We start from the raw sequence: 22,090 nt of genomic DNA, 5'->3' as shown, positions 1-22,090 counted from the left end.
ATTAACTAGCTTATTGTCAGCTTCCATTGACAATCAAATACTGTACTTGATTTATTCCACAAAAAAAATTAAACTCCTGCAAAAATTACAGGAGTTTCAAAAAATACTAATTTAGTCCCGGCAGCATTTTCTCTCGCATGGCAGCCGGCCAGTGTATATTCAGAATTTAATTATTAACTTAACAACAGTGCATCGGAATTAAGCTCGCTGCCTGCAGCCTTCTCAAACATAGCCAGCAGGTCCTTGATAGTGAGGCTTTTCTTTTCCTCGCCACTTACATCAATGAGGATTCTGCCCTCATGGAGCATAATCAGACGATTGCCACAGGACAAAGCATCCCTCATATTGTGGGTTATCATCAGGGTGGTGAGCTTGCGGCTGTTTACAATGCTATTGGTAAGCTCCAGCACCTGAGCCGCAGTCTTTGGGTCCAGGGCCGCAGTATGCTCGTCTAAAAGCAACAGCTTTGGCTCCACCATGGTAGCCATAAGCAAGGTCAAAGCCTGACGCTGGCCACCGGAAAGGAGTCCCACCTTGGATTCCAGACGATCCTCAAGGCCGAGATTCAAGGGCTTCAGCTGCTCCCGGAAATAAGCCCGCTGAGCCTCCGGGGCACTCCACCGCAGGGTTGGGAACTGTCCACGGCGTGAGGCAATGGCCAGATTCTCCTCAATTTGCATGTTGGCAGCAGTACCCATCATAGGATCCTGGAATACACGCCCAATATACTTTGCCCGCTTATGCTCCGGCAGCTTGGTGATATCCTTGCCATCAATAACAATTTTACCAGCATCCACCTTGAAGGTGCCTGCAATGGCATTCATAAGGGTGGATTTTCCCGCACCATTACCGCCGATTACCGTTACGAAATCTCCTGGCTTCAGGTGCAGCGACACCCCTCGCAGGGCCACCTTTTCCGTAATGGTGCCCGGATTAAAGGTTTTCTTGATATTTTCAATATTTAGCATTATTCGGCCACCTTTCTCTTTTTCAGCTTAGCCTGACAAAGCGGCATGGAAAGAGCGGCCGCAACCAAAATTGCCGTAAACAGCTTCAAATCATTTGGCGGCATACCCATCTGCAAAACTACGGCAATAACGGCTCTATATACGATGGAGCCCAAAATAACGGAAATCAAACAGTTTTTGAAGCTACGGGTACCAAACAGCACCTCACCAATAATAACAGAGGCAAGACCGATTACTATGGTACCGACACCCATGCCCACATCAGCAAAGCCATTGGCCTGAGCCACAAGGGCTCCAGACACAGCCACCAGAGCATTGGATATCAAAAGTCCCAAAATAACGGTAATATCAGTATTGATACCATTGGCACGAATCATGTGGGGATTACAGCCCGTGGCACGAATGGAGGCACCAATCTCTGTACCAAAAAACCAGTAGCACAATACACCCGTGAAAACCACCACAGCTGCACCGATTACCAAAACCATATTCCCAAGGGTCACATCAGGAATAGAATACAGGGTAAAAACAGTATCCACCTGTAAAAGGGACAAATTTGCCTTGCCCATTACGTGAAGATTTACGGAATATAGGGCAATCATGGTAAGAATCCCCGCCAGCAGAGCTGGAATTTTTAATTTTGTACATAAAAAGCCAGTCACAACACCTGCCAGCATACCGGCAAAGGCTGCCACAAAAATGGCGAGAACCGGATTCATGCCTCCCAACATACAAGCAGCAGCCACAGCCGCCCCCAAGGGAAAACTGCCCTCCACTGTCAAATCAGCAATATCCAGCACCCGAAATGTAATGTACACTCCGATTGCCAGCAGAGACCACAACAGCCCCTGTGATATAGTAGGAATAATCAAATCCACTTCAAAAACCTCAATTCAGTACCTCGGCATTCTTCAGCACATCTTCCGGAATGGTGATGCCAAGTTTATCAGCATTTGCTTTGTTTACTACAGCCTTAAGAACCTTTGCAAATTCAATTTTCATATCTGCTGGCTTGGACTTGCCGTCAAGAATATCGGCAGCCATAAAGCCGGACTGACGACCCAGCTCATAATAATCCACACCGTAGGTTGCAAGGCCGCCGGCCTTAACCATGTTGGATTCACCGCAAATAACAGGCTTTTTTGCAGCCTCGGTTACGGAAATCAGGGTTGGCATGGAAGAAGCAATTACATTATCAGTAGGAAGATAGAAAGCATCCACCTTGCCCACAAGGCTCTGAGCAGCCTGCTGAATATCATTTACATTGGAAATGGTAGCAGCCTCAACCTTAAGGCCCTTGGATTCAGCATATTCCTTCATGGCCTTAAACTGAATCTCGGAATTCACCTCACTGGAGGTATATACGCAGCCAATAGTCTTGGCATTAGGACAGAGCTTAATCAGAAGATCCACCTGATCCTTGATAGGATTCATATCACTGGTGCCGGTAACATTGCCACCAGGTACATCATTGGATTTAACCAGCTTTGCCCCCACATAATCGGTGATAGCAGAACCAACAATAGGAATATCCTTGGTCAGGTTGGCCACAGTCTGGGCAGCCGGGGTTGCAATTGCATATATCAAATCCACATGATTACTTACAAAACGCTGTCCAATATTCTGTAAATTGGACTGATCGGCCTGAGCATTCTGGTTATCTATCTTCAGATTCTTCCCTTCTTCATAGCCACGCTCCTTAAGGGCATCCCTAAAGCCCTTGTTGGCAGCATCCAAAGCATCATGCTCCACCAGCTGAACAATACCAACCACTTTCTGGTCGGAGGTCGCCTGATTATTGGAGCCGCAGCCCCCCAACAGGCCAAAGGAGAACAGTGCAGCCATTCCCAGGGCTGCCATTTTCATTTTCTTGGAAAAAACCATGCATTATCACTCCTATAGTATAAAAATTACAAACCTGCACATATTATACACGATTGTTTCAGAAAAATAAATATTGTTCTCCCCCATAAACACAAAATTATTTTGTATATAGATAATTATTTTAAAATCCTCTAAACGAGAACATCCATAAATTATCACTCACCCCATAAAAAAAGGGCAGCAACACGGCCGCCCCTTTGGGTTGAATAAATATTCAAATTATGCGATTTGCTGATATTCAGCATACTATTGTAACAAGGACAGCACTGCACTACCGTTCTGGTTGGCCTGTCCCAGCATGGACTGGGCAGTCTGCATAAGAACATTGGCCTTGGTGTAGGCTGTAAAGCTCTTGGCCATATCCGCATCCCGAATTACAGACTCCGCAGAGGTTACATTTTCAGTGGCAGTGGTAATATTGGCCGCCGTAAACTCCAGCCGGCTCTCAATGGAACCAATAATGGTCTGCTGCTTCAAGGCACGGCTAATGGCCCGGTCAATAACAGTTATGGCAGAAGTAGCCTTTTGCTGGGTAGCTACGCTGACAGCAGTACCGTCAGCTTTTGTAAGGCCCAAAGCCTCACAACGCATATCTGCCAAACCAATGCTGATGGTCTGAGAAGCCTTGGTACCTATCTGGAAGTAAGCACTCTTTTCCGGCTCAGAGCTTGCTGCCTGCTTTGCCATGTAGCGAAGAACCATGTAGCCCGCTGCATAGGCACTGTCATCCGAAGGAGCCCCTGAATTCTTTAGTACATCCTTTAAAGTATCAGGGTCATTGGCCAAGGACTGGATTTTCCCCTTGCGGTAATCATCTATACCATGTACCAGCTCTGCCATGCCTTCCTTAACATATTTAGGCAATTCATTAAAATTTTTGATATTGGCAGCCATAATGGCATGGGTCATTTCATGGGCCAGGGTACGGTCCAAGTAAAGCTGGTTCGGATTATCCTTTACCGCGCCATTTTTATCAGTAAGATCAAGGTTGTTATAGTAATGCATATTAACGGTGAGCTCAAGCTTGGTAGTAACACCATCATTATAATAGTTTGTTACGTACGCCAAGTTGTTGGAAGAAGCATCATCTTCAAAGTTTACATCCATGGACTTCACAGAAGTACCATTTTCCCAGAAATTAATGGCAAAGGACTCATCCACCAGCCACATGCAGTTGGTGAGCCACTGGCTGTCCAGGGCACCGGCAATAGCCTTTTGCATGTCGTCACTAATATCATCGGGCCAATTTACCGTAAGTCCCCTGATAAAAGAACTGCCCTTGGTGTTACCACCATATGATGTCTTTTCCTCCGGCACAACGGACTCTGCGGTTTTGGCCTTTTCCCCGCCAGCATCAAGGCCAGTAATGGATCCCGTATCATCATTATTTAGATTGATGCCACAAACCTCCAAAAGGTCTCCATTACTATTTCTCATAGCCTCAACGAAGCTATTTATAAGGGATGCCTCATCCTTAAACATTCCAGAGGAACCAAATTTTATAGCCCCATCCAAAAGCTCCTGGGGGGTACCAGATGTACATGCATCCAAATAAGCCATGAAGGAAACAATGGAATCCTGCTGGTCAGCCACAATATTGCCTCCCATAGCTCCATTTACCAAATATTTTCCATTAAAGGTAACCAAGGCATTATCATCAATCTGGTTCATAAGCTGGTCCAGCTCTTTTTGAATAATTGCCCGGTCACTGTCTGTATTTGTATCATTGGCGGCATCAATAGCCTTAGCCTTGAAGGTTCTCAATGCATCCACCGTGGAGGACACCGCTCCCTCTGCCACCTTCATCATGCTGGAACCGTTCTGGGTGTTGGTAAGGGTCGCATCAAGACTCCGTATCTGCACCCGCATCCGCTCACTGATGGCATAGGAAGAAGCGTCATCCGCCGCACTATTGATCTTCATGCCGGAAGAAACCTGCTGAAGCTGCTTGGCAAATTCCTTGCTGTTCCTTCCAAGAACATTTAAGGTATTGATTGCCGACATATTATTCTTAACTACCATGGCCATAGCGTATCATCCTTTCTGCGCTTGCCCCGTGTTGCTGTAGGGAAATCATCCTTGTTTTAGCCATTGAATTTATAGCGGCATACACCACTACTAATCATGATATCGTTAAATTATTTTGTGAACTTAATATATGAACGTGACACGCCCCCAAGTTGTGTATTTTGCTTTATTTTTTGCAGGAAATCTTCACCTTTTGGAGAATTATTATGTATTGATAACCTTTTTGTTGAAAAATGTGTCTAACTAATACTTAAATTGATATTTGAGAATTGTGCTTTGTGTAGATATTTTTGATGGGAGGGCTATTTATGGAAATTGCTTTAGGGTTCATTATATTCCTACTATGCCTTGTAATCGGTGTTCGAAGCCCCATCCCATATAAAAACCACACCTAAGATTATTAAGTGAATTTAATATTTAAGGTAACAAAAGGGCCACCAGCTTTATGGAAATGCATCCATACAAGTCGGTGGCCTTTTTTACTTGTCAACATACTTTTTTGTCAGTAACTTACTTTTATTAACCAGCATATTACCCGTATTATTCTGCGATTTCCCCGTAGGCAATCTGCTCTTTATCAAATTTTCTGGAAAAAAGTATCCAGATAATCGTTATATAAATAAGGAACTGGCCAATGGTTACAGCGCAATCGAAAAAGCCCGCTCCCCTAAACACGATATCACGAATAAATTTAAACTCCCAAGTTAACGGGAATATCTGGTTAATCCAGTGAACCCAATCAGGCATCATAGTCATAGGCACACCATATCCGCCGAAAATAAATCCTCCTGGCACAAACAAAATCATTCTGCTGGAAGCCGCCCCTGGATTGGCTGCAGACCAACCCATAAACACAGAAACCATCCCCAGCATTATTATGTACAGGGTCTGAACTGCAAAATACAAAATTATATTGCCGGAAAAATTAATATCACCCCAAAAACGCAGTACCACAAGGCCGATAAAATTGGCAATGAGCCAGCAAGCACAATAAGGCAATATGCGTTCTATAAGGTCATAGGCAGTACCCACCTTAAAATGAAGATCCAGCTTCCCCTCCTGTCTCAAGCGTGGCACCATGCCCAGGGTGGCAAAGGCAAAAAACATTGAGGAAAAAAATATCAAAAAGCCCGTTACCTCGCCATTACTGGCAGACTCTGCAGGATTAAAGAGAGAGCGGGAAACCAGCATTGTTCCGCCCCTTATGGTATCACCTGTACCAATACTTGGATTATTTAAATCAGCGATAATCTCATTGAGGGCTTCCCTTACGCCGCTTAAGGCTGAGGAGCTGGTATTATCATAAAATACGCCGATGTCGGCTCGTTCCCCATTATAATGATTTTTCTCAAGACCCTGGGGCAAATACACTACCGCATAGGCCTTATCACGATACATAAGCTCATTTGGCTCTGCAGGTGTATTTACCACCGCTGTAACAGAAATAAGCTGTGAATTATTCAGATAGTCAATCAGCTCATGGCTGTAATGGGAATTGTCCAAATCAATAACCGTAATTGGAGTATCCTTAGCGTAATTTAGCCCCAGCATAACACTGAAAATCACCGTTATAACCAAGGAAACCATTATGGATACCTTTTCATAGGGCATACCATTTCCAGAGAGAAGATGTTTTAATTCGTCACGAAATGCCTTCATCTCATCTTCACTCCCATCGTCATGCCAGGAAGAATTTCTTCAGTTGGTTCAAGGTAAATACGCATCTGGAAGGATGTTAAATCCGCCTGGCCCTTTTCACGGGTCATACGCAAATCCGCAAAGCCAGGGGCCTGGGTGAGCAGGCGAATAGTACCCTTAACCTTTTTCTTTCCAGCTACGGAGATGGCTTCAATTTCATCCCCTTCCTTATATTTGTCGACCTTTTCCTCGCTTACATAAATATCAAAATAGTAACGGTTGCTTTCCATAAGGAGTACCGGCGTATTTTGGGCAATCATTTCCCCCTCTTTTGCCAATATCTTTATAATCTTGCCATCCTCAGGTGCTCGAAGAGTCAAACGCTCCTTTTTAACCTTTAATTCCTTAAGCTGAACCTCCAAGCCTTTCAGCTGCTGGTTCAATGCCTCCACATCGTTTAACTTGTTGGCTGCTGTCTGACGCTCCAGGGCAATAGTTGGCAAATTAAGAGAATCTGTATCACCATTATCTGAGGTACCTGCCAATAATTTACTTAAAAGCTGTTTTTGCTGAGCTACATTTGCAGTGTTTACCTGCAATGAGGTCTGGGCTGCATCCAGATCTGCTTTGGAAATGGCTCCCACCTCAAAGAGCTGAACCTTACGGTTATAGTCCAAGGATGCATTGTTATAGTTGGCCTCTGCCGCATCCACCGCTGCTTTCTGCTGGTCAATCTGGCGGAAGCTCTGCTGTTCGTTGGTGTCCGCCTGGGACATGGCAATATTTACGCCGCCCCCTGCCGACTTTATCTGAGACTTCATCTGGGCAATCTGGGCTTCCAATTTAGCAATGGACAAATCCACATCAGTGCTGTCAAGCACCATCAGCACATCACCCTTTTTTACCTGGTCAGCCTCTTTGACACACTCCTTTACCATCCTGCCGCCTACATTTTCAAAGGAGAGTTTAATTTGTTCGGCGGTTAATATTCCTTCTTTTTTCTCAGTGGCCAGTACCAACGCGTCATTACCTGTGTACATTAAAAGCAGTCCCGTAACCACCATTACCACTGCAAAAATCATACCAAATTTCTTTGCCCTTAATTTCTTATCCATTTCTTACCTCCATCATTTTATGCAAACAAAAAACGACCAATACATAACCGATGGTGACTACAATTTCCGTCCCTGCAGTCTCCTGGCATGTATTAGCCGTTGTCATTTCCCATAATGGGCGACGCCTAAAGCACTATATTGATTTATTTCTTGGTTATCTTACGACAATTTTTAAAAATAGTCAAGAATTTTTGCAGTTTTATAAAAGAAAAGAGCTGATAACCCAATATAATCAAGGTGTTATCGGCTCTTTGTTTTAATTCAACTGTCGAAAACGTGTATTATGACAAAGGTAAAAATTCCCGCATCGATGGATAGATTAAGCAATTGATGTCATTCTGCTATATTCAGATGGAGTTTAAAACTCCGCTTAAATAAGTCTTCATTTTATCGGCAAAATAACTCCATAATATACCATATAAAACGCAATATATTTTGCCGTTTATATGGTATAATTGTAATGAGGCTTGTAAAAGTATATATGGGGAGGGGAGAAACGATGAAATACATAAATGTCAGCGAGGCGGCTTCCAATTGGAAGGTATCGGAGAGAAGTGCAAGAAATTATTGCGCCACTGGCAAAGTGAGAGGCGCAGTATTGGATGGTAAAACCTGGAAAATACCTGATGATGCCCCTAAACCTCCTAGAAAACCACGGGCAGGCAAGATATCCGACGATTTGCTGACCAGACTACAACAGGAAAAAGAGGCTGGAATAAAGGGCGGTATCTATCACAAGGTCCAGATAGAATTAACCTATAATTCCAACCACATTGAGGGCAACAGCCTCACCCATGACCAAACCAGATTTATTTTTGAAACCAATACTATCGGTGTAGACAATGATGCGGTTAAAGTTGACGATATAGTTGAAACGGCCAATCACTTTAGTTGTATCAATATGATAATCGATGCCGCCAAATACAAGCTAAGTGAATCCTTTATAAAGCAGCTCCATTTATGCTTAAAATCAGGAACCTCTGACAGCCGAAAATCTTGGTTTGTTGTTGGAGATTATAAAAGAATGCCAAACGAAGTAGGTGGTCTTGCCACCACTGCCCCGGAAAATGTGTCATTAGAAATAAAACAATTACTAAAAAAATATAATTCGGAGAAAGAGAAAACCTTTGAGGATATCGTGGCATTTCATCATGATTTTGGACAAATTCACCCATTTCAGGATGGCAACGGGCGTATAGGCAGACTGATAATGTTCAAGGAATGTTTAAGAAACGGCATTACACCATTTATTATCAGTGATGATTTAAAGGGTTATTATTATCGTGGATTAAAGGAATGGATAAAGGAACCAGGCTATTTGTTGGACACCTGCCGGACGGCCCAGGACAGATTTAAGGTTTGGTTGGACTATTTCAAAATAAAAATACAAAAAGACCCTAACCGCTGATGGTTAGAGCCCTGACCGAATAAGTCTCATTTAATATTTCATTATGACTACAAGCGTCAAAGAATTTAATAAAACTCATATATCATACTCCGCCACAGGAATATTCCTATCTTAAATTCCATAACAGTACCCCAAACGAAAAACCAGAACCACTCTAGAAATGGTCCTGGCCTTCTTTACTATGAAATCTTAGTGAATCAAATCCCGAAGGATACAGATGAGCTTTAGATTTCGTGTAAGGGCGTGTACACCGTCAGGTGTCCAGTAAGCTTATTACAGGCGAAGTTTGCATTTTCGCCCTAATTGATGGTGGAGATGAGGAGTGTTGTTAATTATAGCAATAATAACGGAAAAATCAACTTAAATTTCCCCTTCATCCATGATTCCCAGCTTCCTTTTCCAATAACGGGAATATATGGCACCCAGAGGATTATGGGAAAGAAGGCGATCCTTTACCACCAGCGCCGTGACAGGCCCCGGGCAGGAGCCATTGAAAATAGCGTCATGGCCCACGCAAAGACCGCAGGAAATGAACAGCTCTGTACCCTTTTCCGCCAATATCTTGGCCTGAAATTTCGGATTACACATGGCCTCATGGTCCAGCTCCGGCTTAACCTGCTTTAATCCAAGATTTTTCTTGTTAAAGCTGCAATTTTTACAGCAAACACTATAAAACTCAAAGCCTTCATTTTTAAAGAACTTGGCAATGTATCTGGCCTCAGAATTTAAGCCAATACAAAAAGCCATTCCCAGCTTCTTATATCCCATGGCCTTGGCAAATTCCGCTGTTTCCTGCAATCGGGTAATATTACTGTAGAAGGTGCCCTCCACATAGGCCGCCGCCTGCATTATTTTCTTTTCCTCATCACTGTAAGCGGATAAAATCTCCTGATCAGTGTAACCAGTGCAGTTTACCCCCTTTGTGTAGCAGGCATGGGAAGGACAATTGGCACAATCTGCTTTCATAAAGAAATCCCTCCGGATTAAATGTATTTTTCAACCAGCTCAATTACTTCCTTAATAAGAGCATCACAATGGGTCTTCTTCTCGATTCCCTTTTCCTTGCTAACGCGCAGAAGGTCTCCGCAGTCCAGCACATCATCATGGTTGGCCTTGATGGCATTATGATACTCACTGAGAATCTTCACATCATTTACCCCGTGCATTCCCAGCACCATAAGACCGGCGGTAACGGCACCGCATACAGAAGCCCGCTTCATGCCGCCACCAAAATTAAATCCAAGATTGAAAGCCTGCTCCTTGGTAAGTCCCATTTCCTCTGCAAAGGGAATCAATACGGACTGGGCACAGTTATAATGCAGGCTGGTATCATCCCGCAGAACCTGGGCTGCTTCTGTGTATTTGCTCATTAGTAACACTCCTTAAAATAAACACTATGATTCATTACGAAAAAAATGTTCCGCAATACATCAGTATTATACCGCAATATATCATTATTTTACAAAGATGTCATATAGATGAATTATATACTATACTCCGCTCCGGAATACATCTGTGACACCTTATCTCCCAAAACCTTCTGCAAAATAGGATAGGCTTCATCACCGGTGCAATGCCCCGTTATAACCCTCTGAATTCCTGTAGCTTCAACGCGTTTTGCGAAGGCCTCCACCTCCTCAGGGGATGTTTTGTATAAATGGAAGCCGCCAATTATGGCATATATTGGAGCATCATTATACTGCTTTTGAACTTCATTGATAATATTATCTGCGCCGCCATGGGAGCAGCTGTTAAATATGACAAGACCTTTTTCAGTTTCAAAAACCAGACTTTGTTCATGGGCAAATAGCTCAGGAAAAAACAAATCATTTTCCATGGTAAACATTTTCGCCTTTTTACCAGGCTCTGTCATATCAAATAAGTGCGGCACCAAAGTTACACCCTTACAGATTTCATAGATGCCATCAACATATTTTATTCTGGATTTGAACTTTTCCAGCCATCCCTTGTGGATACCGATATATTCCATTCCCTCTTCCTTTTGGGAGTAACAATTTTCCTTGCAGGAGCTCCTTAGCAGCATGGATGCCTTTTGGTTTTCCTCGAAAAATGCCCCCATGCCATCTGAATGGTCATAATGGGCATGGGATAATACTGCAACATCCACCTTGGATAGGTCCACTCCTGCCACCTTTGCATTATTGGAAAATCCCTCCGAGGCTCCGGTATCCAACAAAATTTTCTTATCTTCATATTCAATATAAATTGAAAGGCCCCACTCATTTAAATAATTTACCGCTGGCAGATTGTCCATTAACACCTTAATTTTCATATATACACTTCTTTCTTCGCGCCACTCTTTCCATAATAATACATTCCTGTCCTTCGACAATCATATCGACAGTCGTACAAATATAGTTATATTATACCGCCATTGTTCAATTATTCCTAAAAATATATCTTTATATTAGTTGGCCATTTTTCCAGACTCCAAGTCCTCTCTAGTTGGATACAAAAAGGCCCTGACCTCTGTAGAGACCCCCATAAGTTAGATTACTTAGTCTAACTTATGGGGGTCTCTACAATAAGATGGTTAGGGCCCTTATAATATGGCCAAAGCTTCCAACTTCGACCGAATATTTGGTGGAGATGAAGCATACATCACCTTAGTAACTCCCTAGTGAACAACCCCATCTCCAAATATTAGCCAATGTAGCAAAATGCCAATCCTCAACATTTGCTCTTATCTTATCACACTTTTCTGACACACGCTAGCTTAGGTGTTTAGCTTTGCAACCCTTCCTCGGAAGAAGCAAACCTCACTTCTACCCATAGAGTCACCAAACAGGAGAAATTTAATCATCCAGGAAATTATTAATCAATTTCAATGCAGATCCTGCTTTTGAAGCTGCTTGTGAATTTGGATTTGCATTTGAAGATGATGTATTATCTATGGCTTTTTGTTCACCTAAATCATCAATAGGTGCCACAAGGATTTTACCTGTACCTCGATATACATTAACTACCCCTTCGCCAGTTGCCATACTGCTAATAAACGACTTATTGACTTTTTCTACAGCAAAGTCCAAATTGCCAGACCAAGCAACAGCATATGGACCATCAATTCTTGCTGTACTATTCTCAAGCGTAATTTCCATCAATTCATCATATGGTACGGAAGATTCCAATACGGCAACTCCATCACCAACTAATTTAGTATTAAATAATCCCTCTCCGCCTAGAATTGCCGAAGAAAAATTGGCTCTAGACTGCATATCAATATTAATATCACCAGAACTTGCAAGATACATACCATCTTCCACAACTATTCCGCCATCCCAGTCTTTAGGATTAACTAAAATAATATGCTTATACGTTGGTTCAAGAATTAATGTACCGCTACCCGAATACAGTGGTTTCACAGCTGACTCGTTATTTACGACACTCTTAACCATTTTCCCCAAAAAATCTCCTGCACTCTTTACATCTGATTTAACAGAAATATTACCTATCATCATCTGCATAGCACCAGCTTGCAGTCTATATGAATCATCTTTTAATTCAATCCAGACTTGACGTTTGCGTATATTCATTTCAGATGCATAATACGCAAACATAGCTGAAAGTGGATTTGTTGATAAATCTTTTTTGTATTCATATACCTTTACTGCGCCTAACTCAGATACACAACATCTATTTGTTCCTTCCTCTTGCTTTACGGTAAAAGAACCATTATACATAGTGTCATTTTCTACCTGCCCAGTATTTGATGTTGTTGAACCAAGTTGTGTGCCACAACTAGTACAAAATCTAGCCCCATCCGGCAATTTTTGTCCACAATTAGTGCAAAACATACTATTCCTCCCATAAATAAAGTCACATAAAAATATTTACCCATGACCATCTTACAATATTTATTTAGCCATTACAATTTTTCCCCATTGACTCACTGATTATTTTTTTCGAGAACTTCACTGAGAACCGCTCAAAACCTTATGATTAGTAGTTCAAAGCAATTAAGACTCACTGGACCCACATATCTACATCAAGAAATGGAAAAATACCCCTCATTCTTCCACTCAGAAAAAACGCACAAGAAAAGGCCAGAACCACTCTAGAAATGGTCCTGGCCTTCTTTACTATGAAATCTTAGTGAATCAAATCCGAAGGATGCAGATGAGCTTTAGATTTCGTGTAAGGGCGTGTGGACACCGTCAGGTGTCCAGTAAGTTTATTACAGGCGAAATTTGCGTTTTCGCCTTAATTGATGGTGGAGATGAATCATACAGCACCCTACTTATTATTAACAATAATATGAAATCTCATTATGAAACTCATACCACTGCTGAATAATATCCTTTGAACGTGCCTCTATTACAGCCATAATATCTTTTAGAACTCTCTCAGGAATTCTAGAATTATTATGTGCCAATAAACACTTACCACCTTGGGTAATCCATACTTTAGTTGCGTTACCAGATGGTGTTCCCTGAGTTATATGAACATGAATTGGCTCCAGCGGTTCACTCTCATTTGACCAGAAGAAAACCAAATAACCGGCAATTTTAAAAATTTGCGGCATTTCCGAGTCCTCCCTGTCTGGCAAACTGTATAATCAAATGTGCAGTTGATTGAACAATATCCTTTAAATTAGCCAATTCTTCCTCATCAAATCCCTCTATTTTTTCCCACTTATAGGCTGGCAAATAGCAGTAAGCAGACTTAAATCCGAGGTGAATTGGTTTTTCCATATATACTTTTACATATTCTTTGCCCTGTTCATCAAAAAGAGCATCGGAATGGACAATCTGAGTGCCATCATTCAATTCCATAAACTGATGCATCGTAAGAATCACCCTCGCTACCATACCGTAAGTATTTTTTATCCATCTTCAATTTCCTTACTCCAATAAAAAGAGGAAAGTGAACTTTTGTTCTTATGCTAAGTATAGCATAATACCTTGGAAATAGCCAACAATCTAAAAAATTAGCCCAGAAGGTCTATAAAAACCAACTGGGCTAAAAGTGCTCATAAAAACATTTTCGAGGCTTAACAGCATATCACATTACATATATTCACTGCATCATCTGATTCATTATACCAAATTTCTAGAAAAGCATGATATCACAGACGAATGAGCCCTAACCATCAGTGGTTAGGGCCCTTATAACGCCATTGTTCAAATTTTTCTTCTTTAGAAGAAAAATCTTCCAATTAGCGTTTCAACGAGCTGGGAGATATGCTCACCAGCTGTTGTAGTTTGTTTTCCCCCACCTAAAGAAGAAGGGGACATCTTAAAGCTCGTTATAATATGGTCAAAGTTTTCGACTTCGACCGAATATCTGGTGGAGATGATTCATACATCACCCTTGGTACTTAATAGGAATCAACATATAGGTGACATTGCTCTACATTGATTAACATATAATATTTGCCTTCTCATGTCTATTATATTGACAACAGATATTTAGAAGATATACTATAGATACAAGGAGGCGATATTATGGCTGGTACAACGACAAGTATGAGCATTAGAATGGATCGTGCGGTAAAAGAACAGTCTCAACAGCTTTTTAAGGCTCTCGGCATGGATATGACGACTGCTATCAATATTTTTTTAAGACAGGCATTAATAAAGAAAGGACTGCCGTTTGAAGTTACTGCAGAAGGCGCAGACTCAATTCTTATGCAGCGATTAGCGGAGGCGGACAACGATCATGACATTCACGGTCCTTTTAATACTGTTCAAGCCTTAATGGAGGATCTTAATGCTGACGATTGAGTATCCTTCTATTTTCAAAAAGGATTATAAACGCGCAATTAAACGCGGCTGTAACCCCAAAAATTTCGAAAAAGTTGTTCAACTGCTTCAAAATCAACAACCATTACCTAAAAAGTATCATGACCATGCCCTCACAGATTCACGAAACTTCAAGAATGTTCGAGAATGTCATATTGAACCTGACTGGTTGCTTATATACCAGATTATCGAGGAACGCCTAGTATTGAAACTTATGCGAACTGGTAGCCATAGTGATTTATTTTAGGAAACGATTCATTGACCAATATCATTATCAAATACACAGCCTCAGCTACTAAAAAATAGCTGAGGCCTTATATTTTAACCCTGTCCAATTCTGACAATATATCATCAAATGCTTCATCTACATCCTGAACTCGGCCACTTTTCACATCATCCACCGCTTGCTTCAAATGTGCGTATAATTCGGCATTTCCAAATTCTTCCCAAACCATAGGTTTCTTAATTTGCATATTCTCTGCTCCCATCAGGATACTCCAGGTAAGCTCTATTTGTCTCAGCATCAAATTTAGCGATAGGCTTGTTGCAGACCTTCGCTTTCTCTATAGCTGAACGGACAGCCGCAATCGCCCGTCTGTCCATTTCCGCATCCTGATCGCTAATTATATCTTTGTAAGAGATTGAATCATCTTCGGAGACGACTTTGATTTTCATATCTCCTATTTGTTTAATATCCACACTCATTTGTATCACATCCCAATATTTATACCGAGAACTACTAAAAGTTTTAATCAAGCATTCTTCAATTCAGTTTCAAATTCCTCATCGTCATCAAAGGAGAATATGGACACTTCAAACTCCGCAAGGAAATGAATAAATTCTTCCTTTGACATTTCAGCCAAAGCAGCACAATACCCTAGTGACACCTGCTTCTTTTTATACAAATCTACGGCGTAAAGCTGCTTCATATATAATGCCACTTCAGTCTGGGTCTTATGAACATTCAGTAATACCTCATCAGGTATTTTTATAGCCAATGTACACATGAGTATCATCTCCCTCAAAACATGATAATAGGGACAAATAGTGAACCTTTGTTCTTATGTTAGGTATAGCATAATACATTGGAAATAGCCAACAATCTAAAAAGTAGCCCAGATGGTCCGCAAAAACCAACTGGGCTAAATTACACATAAAAATTCTTTTTTGGCTTAATAGAACATCACCTATGTGCACCGCTTTTATTTTAAGCAATCTCCAATATATTCAATACAATAAAAGTATAACATCTAGCGCATTCAGCAATATACAATAATTTAATTCCATGAACGTGTGCATCCACTCTTGTTTACTTTATTGAAAATGGCTTCCTATCATTTCTTGTATTTTATTATTATAGTTTTCTTTGATTATAATATTTGGATATTGTCCAAAAACCATAACATTATCTTGTATTTTCATATCTTTTATGTAACAATTTGCTCCTATTAGAACATTATTGCCTATAATTGATTTTCCTAAAATTTTCGAGTTTGAAAACATAAATACGTTATTTCCAATAACTGGATAAATGCCATTATTCCCGCCAACAGTACACCCCTGAATAAAGCTAAATCCACTTCCAATACTTGCTCTACCGATAACACTCCCCACTGGATGATCGACACTAAAATATTCTGGCAGTTCTACCTCATAATAAACATCACATGATGCAAATGCCTTATTTAAACAATACAATTTATCACAAATTTTTCTTGCTTCACTTAAATAATTTCTGTAATTTTCTTTCTCCTTTATTTCATAATTATATATAGTGTTAGCAAGATAATACAAAAAAATAAAGTATTGCCCAGAGTGTAATAAATTAATATCATCACTGGAGTAATATTTATTTTTTAAATGTTTAAAACAGTTTAAGGTACGAGCTATTGATTCATCTAAATATTGGTCCAAAAAAAACAAGTCACTATCTTTTATACAGTAGAAATTATTTAATTGATGGATAATAAATCCCTTTATCGACTTCTTTTTATCTCCATTAATCAATGCTCATTAACTCCCTCATGTACTCACATTTAGTTATATAATCAGCATAATAATATGTGAACATGTTTTTATTGACAGATAACCATATTATCAGACTCTAAAAAATTTATATACTCCTAAAATACATCTCTACTAATGTCTTTATTGTAAGGTACTCTTGTCATAATGTCAAGAATGCTAATCATTCCATTTTCCTGATTTAGGTTAAAATGATAATCGGGGGTGCGATATGAGTGTTTTTTCTTCTTTAATCAAAGAATGTCGATTAAATCAAAAGCTAAGCATACGTTCAGCGGCAACTTTAATTGGTATTAGCTACACCTACCTTAATAATCTTGAAAAAGGTCTTGATAAATCAACTGGAACAATTAATAAACCTACTCCAGAGACTTTAAAATTAATTTCTTCCGCTTATCATCTTGAATACTCATATCTATTGGAATTATGGGGCTATTTAGCAAAGAGCGATTTAGAGGTTTCTCCCAAGGTTCAAGAATTGTTGACAACCTGTAAAGGGTTTACAGATAAGGACATTGACCTTGTTATAGAATTTGCAAAATATTTATTATGGAAAAATTCAAAAGAGACCTAGACGAATGGTTATCTAGGCCTCTTTTCTGTTATTATCGCTTGTTTTCACCGTATCAAACCTTTCCACCGAAATCCGTTATTTTCTTTTTCACCCTATTCCAAAGCATTCGAAAAGGCCCTAACCATCAGTGGTTAGGGCCCTTATGCTATGGCCAAAGTTTTCGACTTCGACCGAATATCTGGTGGAGATGAGGAGAATCGAACTCCTGTCCGAAAGCGTTGTCATATAGACTTCTCCGAGCGCAGTCAATGTTTAAGTTTAAGAGATGGGCAGACACAGACAACCGCCGTCCCTCCGATCCTGGAGAAAATTCCCCTCAGGCCTCCAGGAGTCAGCCCTTTGGGTATCCCGCTATTGGCCTCTTATCCGCTCACGCGGGAGATAAGCAGACAGAGGTTAGCATTAAGCTGCTAAAGCGTAGTTTTCGTTTGCTTTTATATTTAAAGCGTTTTCACCTTACTAACGGGGCTAGGTGACCCCCCGGCTCGCTATCCATACTCCAGCCACCCCCGTCGAAACCTTTACATCCCCCTGTAAAGGGAAATCTCAGGTTTAAGAGATTTCTGATATATGATAGTGTTTAATATTATAATGATATTCCGCAAAAAGTCAAGTTAATCCAGCACTTCCGTGAAATAAATAACGGTTACTGTATCCTCCATGGTAATGCGCTTTTTGTAAATCTGCTCGAAGTCGGCAATCAACTCCTCACGGGAATTGATTTCCGGATTTTGCACTCCCAGGTCCTCAGAGGTGAGGTTTGCCATGGTCTTTACCCGCACCTTGTCCAAAAATGCGGTATACAGCTTCTTTTTAGGAGTGAACTTCTTGCCTGTGGTAATCCAGACGATGGAATTTTCCGGGAACTGCTTGCTCACATCCCCCAGACGTACGGTACAGCGCTTGGTACGGGCCTCCAGCATTTTTGCGTGCTTCTCAGCCTGAAAATTTAATGACATCATAACTCTTCACTCCTAATATTATAATTTTAAGGTTTACACAAGTTTCGTCAGAGTCTACAAAAATCTAACACAGATACAGTTTAACATATTTCTATGTCATAATAAAGAAAAGTTTACAGTTTTATTTTTCCATTAAAATACAAGAGGAGGGAGGCTCCGGGCTTCCCTCCTTATATTATGATATGTACTTACTTTGTCTTTTCAGGAACCTTGGGGATTTCCTTCAAAACCGCATTATTGAGCACATCCTCCGGAATCACAATATTAGAGATTGTGCCGTAGTTGGTGGCAGAGAAATTCAACTCTACGGTGCTGGCATTAATGATACCATCCATACCGCTGTCTCCCTTCATATTGCTCAGCATAGCCTTGGCAGCGGCTCTCACCTGTGGGGTAAGGTCTGCATAAAGGTTGCGGAACTGATGCTGAACCTCATCTATGGTTATGGTACACTGAACATCCCCCATATTGTTCAGAATATCCTCAAACAGCTTGTTGTCCTTTTCATTACTGCCTTTTTTTACATTACCCAATTTGGACATTTTCAAAAGATAATCCTTCACCTTCTGACCATCCAAAGTAACGATATAATTCTGCTCAGCTCCCTGACGCTGCCCCAATGTTACGCCCTTTACAGCATCCGGCAAATCTGTGCCAAGGCTCTTTTCGATTTCCTCATCAATAGCCTTGCTGTTTCCTTTGCCGTAAACGTACTTGTCCCAGCTGCCGTTCTTGTTTTGTGAATAGAATTCCACATCCTTTTCAGTTTCACGACTATAGAAATTATATCTGGTATTGCCGTTTGGAATTCCACCCAAAGTCATTACCACTTCACTATTTCCCTGGCATACCACTGATGGCTTGGACACGAAATCAAATATGCCATTTACAGTCCCGCCAAAGAATGGGCTTGCCAAATCCACCTTAAAGGATAAGGTTCCATTCTCCATATTAGTAAGGCTGTTCATGGAATTAATCAGCTGTGCCTTGGCGTCCATTTCATTAACGAGGGCAGGCTGAATGTCCTCAGCAAATGCCTGAGAATCCATAAAACCTGGAGTACCAACTGCCAATGCGCAAGCCAGGCCTGCTGCCAATAATTTTTTCTTTAATTTCATAGTGCTCATCCTTTCAAAAATCAAATCACTTAAAGATTTAAATCCACAAATATATTAAAAAAATACTGCTTACTCCGTATCTAAAGGCATCTTACATGATGGTGGCGCAAACTCCCCATCCAGGGCCTGTATATCAGCCAAAGTAAGCTCCAAATTAACAGAGTCTGCATTTTCCTTTATATGCACTGCCGATGAACTCTTTGGTATGGCTATAGTGTGTCCATTACGGATATTCCAAGCCAAAAGCACCTGAGTTGGGGTAACTCCATGGGCCCTTGCAATATCACCCACCACAGGATTTTCCCTCAGCCCTTTACTAAGCCTGCCTCCCTGAGCTAATGGACAATACGACATCAAGGCAATATCATGGTCATTCATATAGTCAATAAGGTCATATTCTATGCCTCTGGAGCCAAGATGATAAAGCACCTGATTAACCTGACACTTGTCTCCCCCTGGAATTTTTAACAGCTTCTCCATATCCCTGGTATCAAAATTGGAAACGCCCCAGCTGCGGATAAGGCCCTCATCCTGCAATGCATTCAAGCCTTCCACAACTTCTTTTAGGGGAACATTGCCAATCCAATGATAGAGATACATATCAAGGTATTTCAAGCCCAAGCGTTCAAGGCTATTTACACAGGATTTGCGCATATTACCCTTTCCCGCATTCCAGGGCAGCACCTTGGAAACCACAAAGACATCATCCCGACTGCCTTCCACAAAATATTGCTTGAGAGCTTTCCCCACCAATATTTCTGATCGTCCCTCACCATACATTTCAGCCGTATCTATTAAAGTCATACCAGCCTTTATGCCAGTGAGAATAGCCTCTATCTCCTGTTTTTCCCTGGTGGGCTCATCCCCAATCATCCAGGTACCAATTCCCAATGGGGGAACAGATTTACCGTTTTTAAGCTGAACCGTCTTGCTCATAGTTTCAACCTCCATTATGGACATTATACGCCAAATTTTCAGTTTTTCCTTTTGAAAAAGATAAAAAAATCCTTATTTCCATTAGAATTCTATTAAACCAATGAAACACCTTTGAGTGTAAAGAATAAGCATGAAATAATAGTGAAAATACACTGTGAAATTTTGCTCATCATCGTTATAACAAAATTGTTAGAAAACGTATATTAAAGTTCTATAGAGGCATACCTTATTATAGGACTATAGTCCCTTTCATGTTTTTATATCGCGCAGTATAATAGGCACTGTGAGAAATGAGAACACAGTAAACCCTTGGTATTGCTGTGATTTCTACTATTCAGGAGGCGAAAACAACATGGATATGGCAATGATTGCTGACGGCATTCTCAAGGCTATCACTTTAGCTGGTGTATATGCTTTCATTAAGTAATTAGAGTATACATTCAAAAAGGTCAAACCCTTTGCTACGAGAGGGCTTGGCCTTTTTTATTTTTCCGCTTTGTCTTTTTGGAGTTACAATCTTCGTACCAAAATGCTTTGCCCCATACCGCCTGCTCCAGCAACAGACATTAGTCCCAGGTCGCCCCCCACAATTTCCAGAGCCTTCAGAAGATGGATCATTATAATCCCCCCGGAGGCTCCGTATGGATGGCCATAGGCCAGGGCCCCTCCAAGCATATTATAACGCTCTATGAGATCAGGGTGCTGCCTTTGAAACAGCACATCGATAACTGCAAAGGCCTCATTAAACTCGATGGCATCCACATCCTCGTATGACAGCCTCTGACGGGCCAGCAGCTTATCCGCTGTCAGCATTGCTCCACGGGGACTTTCCACCGGGTTTCCCCCAGCTGTACAGGTTCCTAAAATCTCTGCCTTAGGGGTAAATTCAGGATGCTCCTTTAGCCAGCTTTCAGAAACCAGCACCACAAAGGCCGCTCCATCATTAATGAGGCAGGAATTTCCCGCCGTCAACAAGGAATCCCCTCCCAGGAGCTTTGGCAATCTGTCCAAAAGGCGCTGGCTCATCCTATAGCGAATGCCATCATCCTTTGATATGCCCTCCACGGGAATAATCTGGTCCTTTAAAAGCCCCTTATTGGCACATTCCGCCGCCAATCTATGGGAGCGCAAGGTCCAAAAATCCAGCTCCTCCTTGGTAACCTTTTCAGTAGCCATAGTCTTGTCCGCCCCTAAAAGCATGGCATTTTCCGCCAGCTCCCCAGGAGAAAACTGGGCCGTCATATAGTGCCCATCTCCCCCGGAAACCCTACCGAAGCGTTCATCGTTTTCGTTATAAATCCGCATAGGCTGCAAGGATGAGCTTTCCATGCCACCACAGATGTACATATCACCATTTCCACTGGCAATCTGGGCATACCCCATGGCTATGGCCGCCGCCCCTGAGGCACACTGCATATCAACAGTAAAAGCAGGCACTTCCTCCGGAAGGCCTGCCGTAAGACACATTAAACGGGCTATATTGCCACCGGTTCCTACGGCATTTCCCGCAATGACCCCATCTGGCAGCAAGCCCCTTCCTATTTTGTTCATAATTCCCTGCACCACAAAAGCCCCCAGCTTTTCCGCAGGGATATACTTAAATTTGTTATTCTTCGTCACTATGGGAGTCCTAAGGCCCCATAAAACATAAACCCGTTCCACGAGATGACCC

At 41.4% G+C, this 22,090-nt stretch carries 25 protein-coding genes, 1 other RNA gene and 1 pseudogene; 5 read left to right on the top strand and 22 right to left on the bottom strand.

Translation table 11 applies throughout. The annotated features are described in order from the left end of the window. Positions 1–173 precede the first annotated feature (173 nt). From B6K08_RS04760 to B6K08_RS04730, 7 genes and pseudogenes are all read right to left on the bottom strand, one after another. Positions 174–968: an ABC transporter ATP-binding protein gene (locus B6K08_RS04760; RefSeq protein ID WP_039210494.1), complete on the bottom strand. Its 795-nt coding sequence runs from the start codon at positions 966–968 to the stop codon at positions 174–176. Continuing rightward, positions 968–1,846, bottom strand: a complete 879-nt coding sequence (locus tag B6K08_RS04755) for an ABC transporter permease (RefSeq protein WP_039210497.1) — start codon at positions 1,844–1,846, stop codon at positions 968–970. The genes B6K08_RS04760 and B6K08_RS04755 overlap by 1 nt, the downstream gene beginning before the upstream one ends. Positions 1,847–1,856: 10 nt before the next feature. Further along, a complete protein-coding gene (locus B6K08_RS04750; protein WP_080325528.1) occupies positions 1,857–2,852 on the bottom strand; it encodes an ABC transporter substrate-binding protein in 996 nt (331 codons plus the stop codon). Between the two features lie 246 nt (positions 2,853–3,098). Beyond that, complete coding sequence (locus B6K08_RS14045; RefSeq protein ID WP_234985238.1) at positions 3,099–3,443, bottom strand: flagellin; 345 nt, start codon at positions 3,441–3,443, stop codon at positions 3,099–3,101. A 1,017-nt stretch (positions 3,444–4,460) separates the two neighbouring features. After that, positions 4,461–4,880: pseudogene (locus tag B6K08_RS04740) on the bottom strand (flagellin); the annotation flags it as partial. Between the two features lie 540 nt (positions 4,881–5,420). Next, a complete protein-coding gene (locus tag B6K08_RS04735; RefSeq protein ID WP_039207430.1) occupies positions 5,421–6,539 on the bottom strand; it encodes an ABC transporter permease in 1,119 nt (372 codons plus the stop codon). Further along, the gene (locus B6K08_RS04730; RefSeq protein WP_039207432.1) at positions 6,536–7,633 is read right to left on the bottom strand and encodes an HlyD family secretion protein; all 1,098 of its coding nucleotides are present in this window, start codon (positions 7,631–7,633) and stop codon (positions 6,536–6,538) included. The genes B6K08_RS04735 and B6K08_RS04730 overlap by 4 nt, the downstream gene beginning before the upstream one ends. Positions 7,634–8,132: 499 nt before the next feature. On the opposite strand from B6K08_RS04730, the gene B6K08_RS04725 reads away from it, so the two are divergent. Beyond that, entirely contained in the window at positions 8,133–9,041 is a 909-nt protein-coding gene (locus B6K08_RS04725) for a Fic family protein (RefSeq protein WP_039207434.1), read from the top strand. A 360-nt stretch (positions 9,042–9,401) separates the two neighbouring features. Here the strand turns inward: B6K08_RS04725 and B6K08_RS04720 are convergent, their stop codons facing one another. The 6 genes from B6K08_RS04720 to B6K08_RS04695 all read right to left on the bottom strand — a co-directional run bounded on the left by B6K08_RS04720 (position 9,402) and on the right by B6K08_RS04695 (position 13,846). Further along, positions 9,402–10,007: a DUF1847 domain-containing protein gene (locus tag B6K08_RS04720; RefSeq protein ID WP_039207436.1), complete on the bottom strand. Its 606-nt coding sequence runs from the start codon at positions 10,005–10,007 to the stop codon at positions 9,402–9,404. Between the two features lie 17 nt (positions 10,008–10,024). Beyond that, complete coding sequence (locus B6K08_RS04715) at positions 10,025–10,411, bottom strand: C-GCAxxG-C-C family protein (RefSeq protein ID WP_039207438.1); 387 nt, start codon at positions 10,409–10,411, stop codon at positions 10,025–10,027. A 113-nt stretch (positions 10,412–10,524) separates the two neighbouring features. Beyond that, complete coding sequence (locus B6K08_RS04710) at positions 10,525–11,334, bottom strand: MBL fold metallo-hydrolase (protein WP_039207441.1); 810 nt, start codon at positions 11,332–11,334, stop codon at positions 10,525–10,527. A gap of 523 nt (positions 11,335–11,857) precedes the next feature. Continuing rightward, the gene (locus tag B6K08_RS04705; protein WP_080325527.1) at positions 11,858–12,856 is read right to left on the bottom strand and encodes an AIM24 family protein; all 999 of its coding nucleotides are present in this window, start codon (positions 12,854–12,856) and stop codon (positions 11,858–11,860) included. Positions 12,857–13,305: 449 nt separating this feature from the next. Then, positions 13,306–13,584 (bottom strand): DUF4160 domain-containing protein, encoded by a 279-nt coding sequence (locus B6K08_RS04700; RefSeq protein ID WP_039207443.1) that lies wholly within the window; start codon positions 13,582–13,584, stop codon positions 13,306–13,308. Further along, positions 13,568–13,846, bottom strand: coding sequence for a hypothetical protein (locus B6K08_RS04695; RefSeq protein ID WP_080325526.1), 279 nt, complete (start codon positions 13,844–13,846; stop codon positions 13,568–13,570). The genes B6K08_RS04700 and B6K08_RS04695 overlap by 17 nt, the downstream gene beginning before the upstream one ends. Before the next feature lie 660 nt (positions 13,847–14,506). On the opposite strand from B6K08_RS04695, the gene B6K08_RS04690 reads away from it, so the two are divergent. Both B6K08_RS04690 and B6K08_RS04685 read left to right on the top strand, forming a co-directional pair. After that, a complete protein-coding gene (locus tag B6K08_RS04690) occupies positions 14,507–14,785 on the top strand; it encodes a type II toxin-antitoxin system RelB/DinJ family antitoxin (RefSeq protein ID WP_080325525.1) in 279 nt (92 codons plus the stop codon). Next, entirely contained in the window at positions 14,772–15,050 is a 279-nt protein-coding gene (locus B6K08_RS04685) for a type II toxin-antitoxin system YafQ family toxin (RefSeq protein ID WP_080325524.1), read from the top strand. The genes B6K08_RS04690 and B6K08_RS04685 overlap by 14 nt, the downstream gene beginning before the upstream one ends. A 67-nt stretch (positions 15,051–15,117) precedes the next feature. Here B6K08_RS04685 and B6K08_RS13720 read toward each other — a convergent pair whose 3' ends face one another. The 4 genes from B6K08_RS13720 to B6K08_RS04670 all read right to left on the bottom strand — a co-directional run bounded on the left by B6K08_RS13720 (position 15,118) and on the right by B6K08_RS04670 (position 16,810). Next, positions 15,118–15,276, bottom strand: a complete 159-nt coding sequence (locus B6K08_RS13720) for a hypothetical protein (RefSeq protein ID WP_159446694.1) — start codon at positions 15,274–15,276, stop codon at positions 15,118–15,120. Then, positions 15,266–15,508: a hypothetical protein gene (locus tag B6K08_RS04680; protein ID WP_039206065.1), complete on the bottom strand. Its 243-nt coding sequence runs from the start codon at positions 15,506–15,508 to the stop codon at positions 15,266–15,268. The genes B6K08_RS13720 and B6K08_RS04680 overlap by 11 nt, the downstream gene beginning before the upstream one ends. A 47-nt stretch (positions 15,509–15,555) precedes the next feature. Further along, on the bottom strand, positions 15,556–15,810 hold the full coding sequence (locus B6K08_RS04675) for a UPF0175 family protein (protein WP_039206066.1): 255 nt from the start codon (positions 15,808–15,810) through the stop codon (positions 15,556–15,558). A gap of 307 nt (positions 15,811–16,117) precedes the next feature. Continuing rightward, positions 16,118–16,810, bottom strand: a complete 693-nt coding sequence (locus B6K08_RS04670) for an LbetaH domain-containing protein (RefSeq protein ID WP_080325523.1) — start codon at positions 16,808–16,810, stop codon at positions 16,118–16,120. Between the two features lie 229 nt (positions 16,811–17,039). Here B6K08_RS04670 and B6K08_RS04665 point away from each other — a divergent pair, with 229 nt between their 5' ends. Continuing rightward, entirely contained in the window at positions 17,040–17,402 is a 363-nt protein-coding gene (locus B6K08_RS04665) for a helix-turn-helix domain-containing protein (RefSeq protein WP_052211766.1), read from the top strand. A 179-nt stretch (positions 17,403–17,581) separates the two neighbouring features. Here the strand turns inward: B6K08_RS04665 and ssrA are convergent. From ssrA to B6K08_RS04645, 4 genes are all read right to left on the bottom strand, one after another. Beyond that, positions 17,582–17,933, bottom strand: a transfer-messenger RNA (tmRNA) gene (gene ssrA, locus B6K08_RS04660). A gap of 83 nt (positions 17,934–18,016) precedes the next feature. Continuing rightward, positions 18,017–18,364 carry an ASCH domain-containing protein gene (locus tag B6K08_RS04655; protein ID WP_027396605.1) on the bottom strand — a complete coding sequence of 116 codons (348 nt, stop codon included), beginning with the start codon at positions 18,362–18,364 and terminating at the stop codon, positions 18,017–18,019. Between the two features lie 188 nt (positions 18,365–18,552). Continuing rightward, positions 18,553–19,482 carry a hypothetical protein gene (locus B6K08_RS04650; protein ID WP_039211438.1) on the bottom strand — a complete coding sequence of 310 codons (930 nt, stop codon included), beginning with the start codon at positions 19,480–19,482 and terminating at the stop codon, positions 18,553–18,555. Positions 19,483–19,551: 69 nt separating this feature from the next. After that, positions 19,552–20,418, bottom strand: coding sequence for an aldo/keto reductase (locus B6K08_RS04645; RefSeq protein WP_039211436.1), 867 nt, complete (start codon positions 20,416–20,418; stop codon positions 19,552–19,554). A 283-nt stretch (positions 20,419–20,701) separates the two neighbouring features. Here B6K08_RS04645 and B6K08_RS13715 point away from each other — a divergent pair, with 283 nt between their 5' ends. Further along, the gene (locus B6K08_RS13715) at positions 20,702–20,845 is read left to right on the top strand and encodes a hypothetical protein (protein WP_159446693.1); all 144 of its coding nucleotides are present in this window, start codon (positions 20,702–20,704) and stop codon (positions 20,843–20,845) included. An 83-nt stretch (positions 20,846–20,928) separates the two neighbouring features. Here B6K08_RS13715 and B6K08_RS04640 read toward each other — a convergent pair whose 3' ends face one another. After that, positions 20,929–22,080, bottom strand: coding sequence for a thiolase family protein (locus B6K08_RS04640; RefSeq protein WP_080325522.1), 1,152 nt, complete (start codon positions 22,078–22,080; stop codon positions 20,929–20,931). Between the last annotated feature and the right edge of the window lie 10 nt (positions 22,081–22,090).

It is taken from the genome of Anaerovibrio lipolyticus DSM 3074 (assembly GCF_900141865.1).
Classification (GTDB): domain Bacteria; phylum Bacillota; class Negativicutes; order Selenomonadales; family Selenomonadaceae; genus Anaerovibrio; species Anaerovibrio lipolyticus.
This window is presented reverse-complemented; position numbering and strand designations above follow the sequence as displayed.